This is a genomic window from Streptomyces sp. 8K308 (assembly GCF_004348315.1).
Taxonomy (GTDB): domain Bacteria; phylum Actinomycetota; class Actinomycetes; order Streptomycetales; family Streptomycetaceae; genus Streptomyces.
Window position 1 is genome coordinate 1 of the sequence record NZ_SMKC01000188.1, and the last position, 13,288, is coordinate 13,288.

Consider the following 13,288-nt stretch of genomic DNA (forward strand, 5'->3'; position numbering starts at 1 on the left):
GGGGTGCGGCCCCCGGGGAGGGGCGTCGGGGCACGGGACGTGGTGACCGGTAGGCCGGCAGGCCGTGATCGCTTTGTTGCGAGGACTTGGTGCAAACCACTTCCACCGTCCGCGCCCGCCCGTACCCTGAGAGAGGCGCACCGGTGGGGGCCGGTGCGTGTGTCAGGGGGCGAGACAGGTGGGTGCGACGCCCACGGCCCGGTACCGGTGCCGTACGGCGGCGGCCGCACGGTTCTCCCCGGCACCGGGCACGGGCGTCGCGCCCGCCCGAAGCCGAGGTGGCAGACGCGAGGGGTGGTTGTGGAACGTATTCGGGTGCTGGTGGTCGACGAGCACCGAATCTTCGCCGAGTCGTTGGCCACCGCGCTCACCGCCGAGCAGGACGTCGACGCGGCGGCCGTCGGCTCGCTGCCCGCCGCCCACCAACTGCTCGAGCGCGCCCCGTTCGACGTGCTGCTCCTCGACGCCGGCCTGCGCGAGGGCATGGAGGGCGACGGTTCGCTGCTCGCGACGGCGCAGGAGCGCCTCCCCGCACTTCGTGCTGTCATGCTCGCGGCATATGACGACCCGAAGCTGGCCGCCCAGGCCCTCGCGGCCGGCGCCAGCGGCTGGGTGGCCAAGGACAGCTCGTTGGCCCGCCTGCTCCAGGTCGTCCGCGGCGTGCAGCGCGACGAGACGCACATCTCCCCGGCCCTCCTCACCGGCGTGTTGCGGGAGTTGAGCCGGGACCGCCGGCACCGCACCGAGCACCAGCGGCTCGTCGAGTCGCTGACCCCGCGCGAACTCGAGGTTCTCCGCTGCATGTTGGCTGGGCTCGGCCGCAAGGCCGTCGCCGAGCGGCTCTACCTCTCGCCGCACACCGTCCGCACCCACATGCAGAACGTCCTTGGGAAGCTCGGCGTCCACTCCACCCTCGCCGCCGTCGCCCTCGCCCGCCGCGCCGGCGTCACCCCCGCGGACTGACCGCCGTCAACCGCCGGTAGCGCGCAGCGCCCGCTCCCCGACCAGGCGCAGGTAGTCGGCCAGCTCCGGCGGCTCGTGCACGACGAACTCACAGTCCATCGTGAGCAGTCGGGCCGCCAGCCACTCCTTCGACTCGTCGGCCGGGCCGCGCAGCAGGCAGCTCCGGGCGTCGATCGGCCGGAACAGTTCGCGCCCCATGCCGAGCCGCCGGGCCGCCTCCTCGGCCGGCAGGCCAAGCGTCGCCACCACCTCGAAGCGCGGGAACATCTCGTAGAGGCGGCGCGTGACGTACTCGGCCGCGTCGTCGCCCGGCGGCTCGCGGGGCGCCACGCGCACGCCGGTCGGCCGGGGCGCGGCGATCCGGTCGACGCGGAAGACCCGCCAGTCGTCCCGCTCGGTGTCGTACGCCAGCAGGTACCAGCGCCGCCACGCCGCGACGAGCCGGTACGGCTCCACGTGCCGCCGGCTCTCCCGCCCGTCCGCCGCGCGGTAGCCGAACCGCAGCCGCTCCCGCGCCGCCGCCGCGCCCGCGAGCACGGCCAGCGCCTCCGGATCGACGCCCTGGTCCTCCTCGCCGGCGGCCACCGGCACCGTGGCCAGGCCGAGCGCCGCGACCCGGCGCCGCAGCCGCGCGGGCAGCACCTGTTCCAGCTTGGCGAGCGCCCGCAGGCTGGCCTCCTCGATGCCGGTGACGGCGGCGCCGGCCGCCGTCCGCAGCCCGACCGCGATCGCCACCGCCTCCTCGTCGTCGAGCAGCAGCGGCGGCATCGCCTGCCCAGCCGCCAGCCGGTACCCGCCGACCGCGCCCCGCGTCGCCCGCACCGGATAGCCGAGGTCCCGCAGCCGCTCCACGTCCCGCCGCACGGTCCTGGCCGTGACCCCGAGCCGCTCGGCCAGCTCGCTGCCCGGCCACTCACGCGGCGTCTGGAGCAGCGAGAGCAGCCGCAGCAGCCGTCCCGCCTGGTTCTCGCTCATGCCGCCATCATGCCGGACCAACGAGGACCGGAGCGGACCTATATCCCCTCTACGGTGATCGCATGACCGAACAGATCGTCCCCTTCCGCATCGACATCCCGCAGGCCGAGCTCGACGACCTCCACGACCGCCTCGCGCGCACCCGCTGGCCCCGCCAGCTGCCGGGCGATGGCTGGAGCCGCGGCGTCCCCGTCGACCACCTGCGGGAGCTGGCCGAGCACTGGCGCTCCGGCTACGACTGGCGCGCCTGGGAGGCCACACTGAACGCCTTCCCGCAGTTCACGACGGAGATCGACGGGCTCGACATCCACTTCCTGCACGTCCGCTCCGAGGTGCCTGGCGCGCTGCCGCTCGTCCTCACCCACGGCTGGCCCAACTCGTTCGTCGAGTTCACCGACTTCCTCGCCCCGCTGACCGCCCGTGGCTTCCACGTCGTCGCGCCGTCCGTGCCGGGGTTCGGCTTCTCGGCTCCGCCGCCCACCACGGGCTGGAGCGTGACGCGGGTGGCCAGGATCTGGGCCGAGCTGATGTGCCGCCTCGGCTACGACAGGTACGGCACGGTTGGCGGCGACCTGGGCGCCTACGTCTCCCCCGAGGTGGCCGTGGTCGACCCGGCCCACGTCGTCGGCGTGTACATCGACGGCGGCCTCGGCTTCCCGACCGAGGCGGACGTGCCCGACATGACGCCGGACGAGCTGGCCGGCTACGAGCTGATGAAGCAGTGGTCGACCGGCGGCGTCGACCACCACGCGCTGCTGCGGGCCGCGCCGCAGACGTTCTGCTACGGCTGGGACGACTCACCGGTCGGCCAACTCGCCTGGCTGGCTGAGAAGTTCCACCAGTTCAACGTGCACACCTCCCGGGACCTCTTCCTGACCAACGCGACGGTCTACTGGCTGACCGGCACCTCAGGCACGTCCTCCTGGCCGATGTACGAGACCACCGAGTTCGGCTGGCCCGCAGGCCAGGACGTCGTCCCCACCGGCGTCTACGTCGGCCCGCCCGGCATCCGCCGCCTCGCGGACCGCGCCAACCGGATCATCCACTGGCCGGAGACCAACCCGGGCCGCGGCCACTTCCCGGCGATGGAGGTGCCTGAGGCCCTGGCCGCCGATATTCGCTGTTTCTTCGACAAGGCCATCGCCTACGCTGCCGAGCATGTTGACGCTGACACTGGAGCGACTCCACGCTGACCACGCCGCCGCGCTGCTGGCCTTCGAGCGGGAGAACCGGGCCTACTTCGCCCGCTCGATCCCCGACCGCGGCGACGCCTACTTCGCGGAGTTCGCCGCCACGCACCGGGCGCGGCTCGACGAACAGGAGGCCGGCGTCTGCCACTTCCACGTCGTGCTCGACGACCGCGGCGAGCTGGTCGGCCGCGTCAACCTGGTGGACGTCGAGGCCGGCTCCGCCGAACTCGGCTACCGGATCGCGGAACGTGCCACCGGCCGGGGCGTGGCGACGACCGCCGTCGCCGAGGCATGCCGCCTGGCCGCCACGGCCTACGGCCTCACCGAACTGACCGCCAAGACCACCCGCGACAACGCCGCCTCCATGACGGTCCTCGCCCGCAACGGCTTCACGCCCGTCGCCGACATCACCCTCATGAACCGCCCCGGCGTCCGCTACCGCCGCACGCTCAACGGCGACGACCGGGGCGGTCCACGGCCGAGCTGACGCACCCGCCGCCTGAACGGGCTGGACCGTGCTCTCTCCGGCGATAACGTTCTGTGGCGACCTGGCGAGGAGGGGCATGTCTCGGACGGTTATCGATCTTGACGACGAGATCGTCGAGGAGGCGATGCGGCTGTACGGCGTCGCCACAAAGGCGGCAGCGGTGCGCGCGGCCATGGAGGAACGCGGTGAAGCGGCGACTGCGACAGAGTTCGCCGACGCTGCACGTTAGAGGGCGACAGGTCACGGTGGACCAGCCCGGCCGCGTGGATGTCGCGCAGCGCCGCCGCCAGTCCGTTGGCCAGCCGTAGCACCGCGTCCTGGGGCAGGCCACCGGCTTCCTCCAACACCACCCTTAGCGCAGGACCGTGTACGAACTCGGAGGCCAGCCAGGGGACGTCGGCGTCCAAGTCGGCGTGGACCAAGGGTGCGATGTGGTCAACGGCCACCTTGCGGGTGGCTGCCACCTCGCGCCGAAAACGCCGGCGGAACCCGTCATCGGCGGCCAGATGCGCGTGCACCCTCTTGATCGCCACCAGAGCGCCGTCCGCCCCCGTGGCCAGCAGCACGCGCCCCATGCCGCCCTCACCCAGCACGGCACGCGGCCGGTACAGCCCGAGCTCGCGTGGGTCGAACGCCGCCAGCTGCTCCATAATGTTCCCTCCCCTAGAACGGGCCACTGCGGCCCCTCCCAGCCTGCGCTGCGTGCGTACGGCGGATCGACTCTCCGCGCGCCGGCACAGTTCGGGGTGGATACCACGGCCCGGCCCGCCGCTGCGGCGGCCAGGACGCCGGGGAACGTGACCGCGTCGAAGACGGCCCGCTCTGGCCGGTAGCTGGTGGCGAACCCGCTGAGCAGCTGGAAGACGTCATCGGCGTCCGCGTCGGTGGTGGGTCGGCTGATCACGGGCTCGCTCACCCCTGTGAGAGTACTGGCCGCCTACGATGAGGGGCAGGGCAACAGCCCTGTCTCGGTCATTCGTCGACATCCGGAGCGCCCGTTGAGCGAGAACACCGTGTACCGGCATCTACGGGAGTTGCGCGAGCATCTGACGCCGCCGCCCGGTCTCGACTATCCGGAGATCAGCGACGGGCAGTTGGTCATGATGATGAGCCCACGTCCGCGACACCAGGTGAACGCGAAGCGCGTCACCCGGCAGCTCGACCAGCAGCTGCCGGACGGCATCTTCGCCTACGAGTCGACGGACACCGACGACGAACTCCTCGGCAAGCTCCGCGTCCCGGACGTGCTGGTGGTCAGCGAGGAGGCCATGCTCGCGGCGGAGCCGACGCTCGACCCGCGGGAGATTCTGCTCGCCGTGGAGATCGTCTCCCCTTCGAACCCCGACAACGACTACCGGGACAAGCTCGCCGACTACCCGCGCATGGGCATTCCGCGCTACCTGATCGTCGACCCGCGCGAGGGCACCTGGTCCTACCACTGGGACATCGTCACCAACGGAGGTGTTCCGGCCTATGCCAGCCGCCTCGGCAAGCGCCCCTTCGGGGATGCGGTGACCATCGACACGGAGGTCGGCCGGTGGACGATCGAGACGGTGGGCCTGCCGCTGTACACGGAGACGGACATGGCGCTCGGTTGACCGGCTGGGACCGGGATGTTAACCGCCGGGTAGCGGGTGGTGGGGAAATTTATCGGATGAGTTGAACGTCGGGGGCGACGGGGCCTGGGGCGCGCACGGTTGTGGTGGAACCAACACAACCGCACATCCCCCGATCCCCGTGAGGTGACCCGATGTCCCGTGGCCGTCCTTCGTTCAACCGCCGGCGCGTCCTGATCGCCGGCCTGGTCGGTGGTTCGGTGGTGGCCGGCGCGGTAGGGGTGACCGCGGCCATGGCGGGGGAGGAGTCGGCGACCGCGGGCCAGCGCGTCGTCTGCCCCCAGGTCCTCGTCACCAACACCCCGGCGGCTGCGCAGGCCGAGGTGGACCGGGACCTCGCGCTGCTGGAGACGCAGATGGCGGAGGCGAACGCGCGGCTCGCCGACTCCGTCGGCGAGGGCGGCCCGAACTTCGTGCAGAACGCGATTCTCGGACCGTTGGAGGACAAGCGGGTCGCGACGCTGGCCCGGATCGGCACCGCGTTCGCGCGGCAGGGCGAGACGCCGCCGGGCAACCTCGACGCGCTGGCCGCCTGCCAACTCTCTGACTCCGGCGACCCGGTCGAGGCCACCCCCGAGGAACCGGGCGCGCCGGAGGAGGAGGGAGGTGGGGGCGAGAGCGAGGCGGGCGCGGACGCGGGTGCCGGGAGCATCGTGTGTCCCGAGGTGTCGGTGGCGGCGGTGCCGGCGGCTGCGCAGGCGGAGGTGGACCGGAACCTGGCGCTGCTGGAGACGCAGATCGCGGAGGCGAACGCGCGGCTGGTGAGTTCGGCGGGTGAGGGTGGTCCGAACTTCGTGCAGAACGCGATTCTCGGTCCGTTGGAGGACAAGCGAGTGGCGACGTTGGACCGGATCAGGATCTCGATCGAGCGGCAGGGCGCCACGGCCCCGGCCGGGTTGCAGGACCTCGCCACCTGCTCGCTCGGCTAGTGCGGGAGTGGGCCGCCGTGCCAGGTGGGGAACGGCGCCTGGCCGGTGGCCACCGCGAGCGCCGCCGCCGCGCCGAGCCGGGTGGAGTCGAGGGTCGGCAGCGGCGAGTCGTCCGGGCCGATCAGCAGCGGGATCTCGGTGCAGACCAGGGCGACCGCGTCGCAGTCACGCGCCGCCAGCCGTTCGATGACGCGAACGTACGCGTCGCGGGCGGCGTCGCGGAAGACGCCGTTCACCAGTTCGTCGAAGATGATCTGGTCGACCGTCTCCCGGTCCGCCGGGTCCGGCACCTCGGCCGCGATGCCGTGCCGGCCGAGGGCGTCGGAGTAGAGCGCGGAGCCCATCGTGAAGCGGGTGCCGAGCACGCCGACGCGCCGCCGGCCGTCGCGCGCCGCGCGGGCGGCGACGACATCGGGCAGGTGCAGGCCCGGGAGCGCGAGGTCGGGCCCTGGCCGCTGGAGGGCCAGGTGGGCGGTGTTGTCCGGGCAGACGAAGAAGGTCGCGCCGGCGGCGGCGAGCCGCTCGGCGCTGGTGGCGAGGATCGCGCGGATCGCGTCGTGATCGCCGGCGTCCCAGGCCGGCATGGCGCGGGCCATCGATATCAGGTCCAGCGTCACGTCGGGGTGGTCGTGCGGACCGAGCGCGCGGAAGCCCTCCTGGCAGAAGGTGCGGAAGCAGAGCGCGGCGCCCTCCGCGCTGTGACCGAGAATCCCGAGGTGGTGGTTCATGATGGCTACGGTCTCCTTCGTTCGGTCTGACGAACGGACGTCCGGTATGGTGGGCGACAGGACGGGTGTTCGTCAAGCCGAACGACGAAGGGTCAGGAGCGAACGGTTGGGCGAGGAGTCGAATCTGGGGGCGCGGATCGCCGAGTCGATCCGCCGCGAGCGGGAGCGCGCCGGCCTCTCGCTGAGCGCGCTGGCGGCGCGCGCCGGGGTCGCCAAGTCCACGCTGTCGCAGCTGGAGGCGGGCGGCGGTAACCCGAGTGTGGAGACGCTCTGGGCGATCGGCGTCGCGCTCGGCGTGCCGTTCAGCGCGTTCGTCGACCCGCCGCGCCCGCCGGTGCGTCTCGTGCGGGCCGGCGAGGGCCCGGTGACGCGGGCCGAGCGGGGCGACTACGCGGCCACGCTGCTGGCGTCCTGCCCGCCGGGCGCGCGCCGCGACCTCTACCGGATCACCACCGAGCCGGGCGAGGCCAAGCTGTCCACGCCGCACCAGCCGGGGACCGTCGAGCACGTGATCCTCGCCGCCGGCCGCGCCCGCGTCGGCCCCACCGCGGAACCGGTCGAACTCGCCCCCGGCGACTACCTCTCCTTCCCCGGCGACGCGCCCCACGTCTACGAGGCGCTGGAACCGGGCACGGCGGCGGTGGTGGTGATGGAGCACCCGTAGCGGGCGCGGCGGCCCGGACGATCGACGGCCCATGGCGGCCCCCCGCGGAGCGGGCCGGCGCTCAGACGTCGATGAGTCGTACCCGGTCGCCGCAGAGGGCGCGCATGTCGTCGAGGTCCGAGGTCAGCATGGCGACCGGTGCTGGCTGTCGCAGCGCGGCCTCGGCGACGGTGGCGTCGATCGCGTACCGATAGCCGTTCAGTCCTGCCGCCTTCAGGAGTTCGGCGGCGGACCGCGCGGACTCGGCGGTGACCGGCTCGATCTTGAGACGTGACAGTGCCCACCGCAGCCGTGGCACGTTCACCCGCCCGTGGCTGACCTCGACGATCGTGTTGGCGCTGATGACCAGGTCCGTGCCCATGCCGTGGAACACCTGAAGCAGCGCGAGTGTCCTGCGATCCTGCGCGATCCACGTGGAGAGGCCCTGGGAGTCAAGGACCACGGACTCGACGTGGTTCACGCGGCTTCCGACCCCGTGCCGGCGCCGTCGAAGCCGAGGATCCGCTCGCGGGCCTCGGTCAACTCCTCGGCGGTGAAGGCGCCATGTTCCTCCTGGTGACGCCGCAGGTCCTCGCCGAGGAGTTGGTGGCGGATCTGCCGGGCCACGGCTTCCGCGACATAGCCGGAGACGTTGTCCGTGAGCTTCTTGAGCTCGGTCACCTGCTCGGTGGGGAGCGTGACGGTGATCCGCGTGGTGGCTGCCATACGCTCAGCATACTTCGGTATGCGTCACGGGGTGAGCCCTCACCCCAACGTCCGGTGCGCGCCCGGGGTGTGGCCGAAGGCGCGGCGGAAGGCGTCGATGAAGGCGCTGGGGGAGGCCCAGCCGCAGCGGTGTGCCACGGCGGTCACGGGGAGGTCCGAGGAGAGCAGCAACAGCGCGTGGTAGAGCCGCAGTTGGGTGCGCCACTGGGGGAACGTCAGGCCGAGCTCGGCGCGGAAGAGGCGGGAGAGGGTGCGCTCGCCGGCGCCCACGGCCGCGCCGAGGGCGGCCAGGCCCCGGCCGTCCGCCGGATCCTCGGCCAGCAGCGCGCAGACGGCGGCAAGCCGGGGGTCGCGCGGCGTCGGCAGGTGGACGGACCGCTGCGGGGACGACCGCAGCTGGTCGAGCAGCACGGCCCGCAGCCGGCGCCGCTCAGGGGTGTCGTCAAGCGGCGGGCGGGTGTAGGCGAGCAGCAGCTCCCGCAGCAGCGGGCTGACGCTGAGCACCGTGGGCTCGTCGAGGCCGAGCGGGTTGTGGGTGGCGGGCAGGCCGACGGTGTGCAGGTCGAGGTGGCCGTGCGCGCGGTGCTCGTGGATGGTGCCGGCCGGGACCCAGATCGCGCGGGTGCCGGGCGCCACCCAGGTGCCGGCGTCCGTGGTGATGGCCAGGGTGCCGCGCCCCGCGTACAGGATCTGGTGGTCGTCGTGCCGGTGCGCGTCGATGCTCGCGCCGGGGGCCAGCGACAGCGTCACGGTGCGGGCCACCGGCTCGTACCTGATCTGGCGGGTCAGCGACATCATTCGGCATTTTATCGGAAGCAGGACAGCGGCGGCCCGGGCCATGCTCGGGCGGTGAGACCCAGAACGTCGAAGAAGAGCCCCATCACCCGGCTGTCGCTCGGGCACGCCTGCGTGGACTTCTACCAGGGCGCGGTGCCGGCCCTCGTGCCCTTCCTGGTCGCTGAGCGCGACTACGGCTACGCGGCGGCGTCCGGCATCGTGCTCGCCGCCTCACTGCTGTCGTCCGTCGTGCAGCCGCTGTTCGGGGCGCTCACCGACCGGTGGCCGCTGCCGTGGCTGCTGGCGGCGAGCACGCTGGTGGCCGGCGGCGGACTCGGCCTCGCCGGGGTCGGCGACTCCTACGCCCTCACGCTGGCGGCCGTCGCGGTGTCCGGGATCGGCGCCGCGGCCTACCACCCGGAGTCGGCGCGGGTGGCGCGGCTGGCCAGCGCCGGCGAGCCCGACGGCGGTCACGCCGCGATGAGTTGGTTCGCGCTCGGCGGCAACGTCGGCTTCGCCGCCGCCCCCCTGCTGGTCGCGCCGGTGGTCGCGGTCGGCGGGCTCGGCGCCACGCCGCTGCTCGCGCTGCCGGCCGTCGTCGGCGCCCTGCTGTGCGTGGCCGCGCTCCGGCTGCTGCGCGCGCCGGGCGGCGCGGCCGAGCGGGCCGCCGCGCTGGCCGGCGCCGACGACCGGGCCGCGTTCCTGCGGCTGACACTGGCCGTCGTCTGCCGGTCGATCGTCTTCGTCGGACTGAGCTCGTTCGTCGGCCTGTACGTCGCCGAGCGCACCGGCGGCGGCGAGACGGCGGCCGCGGTGGCGCTGTTCGTCCTCTACCTGGGCGGCGGCGTCGGCACGGTACTCGGCGGCCGGCTCGCCGCGCGCTGGGGGCGGGTGCGGGTGGTGACCTGGTCGTACGCGGCCACCGTGCTCGCCGTCGCGGGCGTCGTGCTGGTGCCGGGGCCCGTCGTCTACGGCTTCGTGGCGGCCACCTCGGCCGCGCTCTACGTGCCGTTCTCGCTCCAGGTGACCCTCGCCCAGGACTACCTGCCCAACCGGATCGGCACCGCGAGCGGCGTCACGCTCGGCCTGACGGTCACCGTCGGCGGGGTCGCCACCCCGCTGATCGGTGCCGCCGCCGACGCGACGTCGCTGCGCACCGCGCTGCTGCCGCTGATCGTGCTGCCCGTCGTGGCCTGGCTACTGGCCCGCACCCTGCCCGAGCCGGGCGCGGGGCCCCGCGCGGCGCGACAGGCGGCGGAGGTGGCGAGGTGAACGAGTCGCCCTGGCTCAGCCCAGTGTGTCCATCAGGGTCGTGACATAGGCGTCCAGCCGCTGCTCCGCGACTCGCGTCGTCAGCTCCGTCCTCCCCGCCTCCCGCCATCCCCGCGACACCGACCGCACCTCCTCCGAGGCGGCCAGGGCGTCCCTGACCAGCCAGTACCGCCGTTCGCTCGCGGCTGCGGCCAGCACCCCGCCGGCCTCCTCGTATGCCTCGGGGAAGCGCAGGCCCCACGCGGGGCCGTGCAGCAGTGCGAGGTTGACGGAGCAGTGCGCGACATCGAGATCCGCTGGCCCCCAGGAGGTGGCCGCCCAGTCGACGACGCCGGTGATCCGGGCACCCGCCGGCCCTGAGGGTGCCACGTCGAACAGCACGTTCCCCGGGTGGAAGTCCCGGTGCAGGAATCGCCCTTCACAGCGCGGCGCGGGTCCGCTGATCACGTCGATCGCCGCGGCCCAGGCCGCCGCGTCGGCGCCCTTCGGCACCACGACGGTGTCGGCGGTCGTCAACGTCACGTACTTCCGGGGCCGCTCGGCGGGGCGCACGGCGTGGATCGCCACGAGCTGACGGGCCAGCAGGGGGACCCGCGCCGTCACCCCCTCGTCGTCGAGGACCATCCGGCCCGGCAGACGCGTCATGAGGAGCGACGGATACTCGCAGTGCGCGGCGGTCGGATCGACCGCGACCAGTCCGGGAGCCAGCACGCCGGTCCCCGGGAGCAGGGTCAGGGCACCAACCTCCCTGGCCAGCGCGTCCTCGGCGAGCCCCACGTAGAACGGGTCGACGTAGCTCCGCAGCACCAGCTCACGGGTGCCCCCATCCCGCCGGCCGATGGTCAGCCGCCGCATCTCGGCGGTGACGCCGCCGCGCAGCGCCTCGGCTCTGACGACCCGCTCGCCGACGTCCAGCTGCCGGCTCACCCAGGCGAGGGTCAACGGTCGGACGGCGGTCGCCTCGTCGTGGATCGTCACCGTGCCACCCCATCATCCGGACGGCGGCACGCGCAAAGGTTTGGCGGAGGTGGAGGCCGGCGGGTCCGGTCTCAGGCCGCCGCCGTGGTCGACACGTCGAAGCGACAGCGTTCCCGCAGCAGGTCGCTCAGGTCGGCGCCCGGGGCCAGTTCCTCCGGAGCTTGGCCGCGGCGGAAGAGGAGCGCGCCGGCGGTGATGCCGCCGAGGGTCAGTCGTGGGCCCTCGCGGCGCGGCCAGGTGCCCTCGCGCAGGCCGACGACCGGCACGTCGTTCCGCTCAAGGAACTGCTCAAGGCACTGCTCAAGGCACTCGGCCCGGCTCTCGCCCAGGTGTGGGGTGTCCGGCATGGCGTCCAGGTAGTGCGGGTTGATCTGGAACGGCACCAGGTCGAGCGCCTCGAACGTCGGCGGCTGGACGATGGGCATGTCGTTGGTGGTGCGCAGCGTCGGGCAGGCCATGGTGGTGCCGGCGCTCGACCCCAGGTAGGTCAAGGTCGCCGGCGGTCACTCGCTCGCGGACGGCCGCGACGAGGCCGCGCCGCCGCCGGCTGAGCCCTACGCGGGGATGTTGTCGAAGGGCGCGGTCAGGGCGCGCAGCAGCCCGGCGAGCTGCTGCCGCTCGGCCGCGCTCAGGCCGCCGAGCAGCGCGCGCTCCTGGGCGAGCAGCCCGGCCAGCGCCTGGTCGGCGTGGGTCATGCCCGACTCGGTGAGGCGGACCAGCACTCCGCGCCGGTCGCTGGGGTCGGGCTGCCGCTCCACCAGGCCGCGCTTGGCGAGCCGGTCGATGCGGTTGGTCATCGTGCCGGAGGTCACCAGGGTCTGGGTGAGGAGCTGGCCGGGGGAGAGCTGGTAGGGGCTGCCGGCCCGGCGCAGCGCGGTGAGGACGTCGAACTCCCAGGGCTCGAGGTCGTGTTCGGCGAAGGCCAGCCGCCGGGCCCGGTCCAGGTGGCGGGCCAGCCTGCTGACCCGGCTGAGCACCTCCAACGGCTCCACGTCGAGATCGGGACGCTCGCGCCGCCAGGCGGCCACCAGCCGATCAACCTCGTCCTCCATGCGGTCAGTCTAGTTGTTCTGTCGATATAAAGTCTCACGATGTGAAGCTTCATGATGTCAAGCTTCTTGACGTAGAGATAAATGGAGGGGGAGCATGACCCCATGGCACACGACTGGGACCCCGGCCAGTACCAGAGGTACGCCGGCCACCGCACCCGACCGCTGATCGACCTGCTCGCCCGCGTGCCGCCGCTGCCGGCGGCCGACCCCCGCGTCGCCGACCTCGGCTGCGGCCCCGGAGCCCCCAGCCTCCTGCTCGCCGACCGCTGGCCCACGGCCCACATCACCGGCTACGACAACTCCGCCACGATGCTCGCCGAGGCCGGCGGCCACGCGGGCCCCACGCCCGGCGGCGGCACCCTGGACTTCGCCGAGGCCGACCTCGCGACGTGGCGCCCGGCGGCCGGCGAGACGTTCGACCTGATCGTCTCCAACGCGGCCCTCCAGTGGCTCCCGAGGCACGTCGACCGGTTCCGCGACTGGGTCGACGCCCTGAGCCCAGGCGGCGTCTTCGCCTTCCAGGTCCCCGGCAACTTCGCCGCCCCCAGCCACGTGCTCATGCGCTCCCTCTGCGAGGGCCCACGCTGGCGCGACCGCCTCGGCGGCGTCCTCCGGCACGCCGACGTCGTGCAGCCGCCCGAGGGCTATCTCGCCTCGCTCGCCGCCCTCGGCTGCGGCGTCGACGCGTGGGAGACGACCTACCTGCACGTCCTCCAGGGCCCCGACCCCGTCCTCGACTGGGTGCGGAGCACCGGCCTCCGCCCCGTCCTCGCCGCCCTCGCCGACGACCCGGAGGCGCGCGACGCCTTCCTCGCCGACTACCGCACCGCCCTCCGCGCGGCCTACCCACCCACCGCCCACGGCACGATCTTCCCCTTCCGCCGCGTCTTCGTGATCGCCCAACGCTGACGACCTGGCGGCCTACCGCCCCGAAGGGGCCGGTCAGCTCCGC

Annotated in this window: 16 protein-coding genes and 2 pseudogenes; 9 read left to right on the forward strand and 9 right to left on the reverse strand. The window is 73.3% G+C overall.

Annotation, left to right across the window (positions count from 1 at the left end; genetic code table 11):
- The first annotated feature begins 300 nt into the window (after positions 1 to 300).
- The gene (locus tag E1265_RS23070; RefSeq protein WP_132932908.1) at positions 301 to 963 is read left to right on the forward strand and encodes a response regulator transcription factor; all 663 of its coding nucleotides are present in this window, start codon (positions 301 to 303) and stop codon (positions 961 to 963) included.
- A gap of 6 nt (positions 964 to 969) precedes the next feature.
- Here E1265_RS23070 and E1265_RS23075 read toward each other — a convergent pair whose 3' ends face one another.
- Entirely contained in the window at positions 970 to 1,938 is a 969-nt protein-coding gene (locus tag E1265_RS23075) for a WYL domain-containing protein (protein WP_132932909.1), read from the reverse strand.
- 62 nt (positions 1,939 to 2,000) lie between these two features.
- Between E1265_RS23075 and E1265_RS23080 the strand changes: the two genes are divergently transcribed.
- The 3 genes from E1265_RS23080 (at position 2,001) to E1265_RS39490 (ending at position 3,844) form a co-directional block, all read left to right on the forward strand.
- Positions 2,001 to 3,131 carry an epoxide hydrolase gene (locus E1265_RS23080; protein WP_132932910.1) on the forward strand — a complete coding sequence of 377 codons (1,131 nt, stop codon included), beginning with the start codon at positions 2,001 to 2,003 and terminating at the stop codon, positions 3,129 to 3,131.
- A complete protein-coding gene (locus E1265_RS23085; protein ID WP_132932911.1) occupies positions 3,097 to 3,615 on the forward strand; it encodes a GNAT family N-acetyltransferase in 519 nt (172 codons plus the stop codon). Before E1265_RS23080 ends, E1265_RS23085 begins: the two co-directional genes overlap by 35 nt.
- Positions 3,616 to 3,691: 76 nt before the next feature.
- Positions 3,692 to 3,844 (forward strand): type II toxin-antitoxin system VapB family antitoxin, encoded by a 153-nt coding sequence (locus E1265_RS39490; protein WP_243741033.1) that lies wholly within the window; start codon positions 3,692 to 3,694, stop codon positions 3,842 to 3,844.
- A 52-nt stretch (positions 3,845 to 3,896) separates the two neighbouring features.
- Here E1265_RS39490 and E1265_RS39495 read toward each other — a convergent pair.
- Positions 3,897 to 4,265, reverse strand: a pseudogene (locus E1265_RS39495) (serine/threonine protein kinase); the annotation flags it as partial.
- 348 nt (positions 4,266 to 4,613) lie between these two features.
- Here E1265_RS39495 and E1265_RS23095 point away from each other — a divergent pair.
- Both E1265_RS23095 and E1265_RS23100 read left to right on the forward strand, forming a co-directional pair.
- A complete protein-coding gene (locus E1265_RS23095) occupies positions 4,614 to 5,213 on the forward strand; it encodes a Uma2 family endonuclease (protein ID WP_132932913.1) in 600 nt (199 codons plus the stop codon).
- Positions 5,214 to 5,365: 152 nt separating this feature from the next.
- Complete coding sequence (locus E1265_RS23100; protein WP_132932914.1) at positions 5,366 to 6,160, forward strand: hypothetical protein; 795 nt, start codon at positions 5,366 to 5,368, stop codon at positions 6,158 to 6,160.
- Here the strand turns inward: E1265_RS23100 and E1265_RS23105 are convergent.
- Positions 6,157 to 6,888 (reverse strand): amino acid racemase, encoded by a 732-nt coding sequence (locus E1265_RS23105; RefSeq protein WP_132932915.1) that lies wholly within the window; start codon positions 6,886 to 6,888, stop codon positions 6,157 to 6,159. The two genes, E1265_RS23100 and E1265_RS23105, sit on opposite strands and share 4 nt — an antisense overlap.
- A gap of 106 nt (positions 6,889 to 6,994) precedes the next feature.
- Here E1265_RS23105 and E1265_RS23110 point away from each other — a divergent pair, with 106 nt between their 5' ends.
- Positions 6,995 to 7,552 (forward strand): XRE family transcriptional regulator, encoded by a 558-nt coding sequence (locus E1265_RS23110; protein WP_243741034.1) that lies wholly within the window; start codon positions 6,995 to 6,997, stop codon positions 7,550 to 7,552.
- A gap of 61 nt (positions 7,553 to 7,613) precedes the next feature.
- Here the strand turns inward: E1265_RS23110 and E1265_RS23115 are convergent, their stop codons facing one another.
- Genes E1265_RS23115 through E1265_RS23125 form a run of 3 tightly spaced genes read right to left on the reverse strand, consistent with a single transcriptional unit; the run spans position 7,614 to position 9,052 of the window.
- Entirely contained in the window at positions 7,614 to 8,012 is a 399-nt protein-coding gene (locus E1265_RS23115; RefSeq protein ID WP_132932917.1) for a PIN domain-containing protein, read from the reverse strand.
- Entirely contained in the window at positions 8,009 to 8,257 is a 249-nt protein-coding gene (locus E1265_RS23120) for a hypothetical protein (RefSeq protein ID WP_132932918.1), read from the reverse strand. The genes E1265_RS23115 and E1265_RS23120 overlap by 4 nt, the downstream gene beginning before the upstream one ends.
- A gap of 39 nt (positions 8,258 to 8,296) precedes the next feature.
- A complete protein-coding gene (locus tag E1265_RS23125; RefSeq protein ID WP_243741035.1) occupies positions 8,297 to 9,052 on the reverse strand; it encodes a helix-turn-helix transcriptional regulator in 756 nt (251 codons plus the stop codon).
- Between the two features lie 54 nt (positions 9,053 to 9,106).
- On the opposite strand from E1265_RS23125, the gene E1265_RS23130 reads away from it, so the two are divergent.
- The gene (locus E1265_RS23130; RefSeq protein ID WP_243741036.1) at positions 9,107 to 10,306 is read left to right on the forward strand and encodes an MFS transporter; all 1,200 of its coding nucleotides are present in this window, start codon (positions 9,107 to 9,109) and stop codon (positions 10,304 to 10,306) included.
- Between the two features lie 15 nt (positions 10,307 to 10,321).
- Here E1265_RS23130 and E1265_RS23135 read toward each other — a convergent pair whose 3' ends face one another.
- The 3 genes and pseudogenes from E1265_RS23135 to E1265_RS23145 all read right to left on the reverse strand — a co-directional run bounded on the left by E1265_RS23135 (position 10,322) and on the right by E1265_RS23145 (position 12,336).
- A complete protein-coding gene (locus tag E1265_RS23135) occupies positions 10,322 to 11,284 on the reverse strand; it encodes an aminoglycoside phosphotransferase family protein (RefSeq protein WP_132932920.1) in 963 nt (320 codons plus the stop codon).
- Positions 11,285 to 11,355: 71 nt separating this feature from the next.
- Positions 11,356 to 11,815 (reverse strand): annotated as a pseudogene (locus E1265_RS23140) (Type 1 glutamine amidotransferase-like domain-containing protein); the annotation flags it as partial.
- A 23-nt stretch (positions 11,816 to 11,838) separates the two neighbouring features.
- The gene (locus E1265_RS23145; protein ID WP_132932921.1) at positions 11,839 to 12,336 is read right to left on the reverse strand and encodes a MarR family transcriptional regulator; all 498 of its coding nucleotides are present in this window, start codon (positions 12,334 to 12,336) and stop codon (positions 11,839 to 11,841) included.
- Between the two features lie 102 nt (positions 12,337 to 12,438).
- On the opposite strand from E1265_RS23145, the gene E1265_RS23150 reads away from it, so the two are divergent.
- Positions 12,439 to 13,245 carry a trans-aconitate 2-methyltransferase gene (locus E1265_RS23150; RefSeq protein ID WP_132932922.1) on the forward strand — a complete coding sequence of 269 codons (807 nt, stop codon included), beginning with the start codon at positions 12,439 to 12,441 and terminating at the stop codon, positions 13,243 to 13,245.
- Positions 13,246 to 13,288 lie beyond the last annotated feature (43 nt).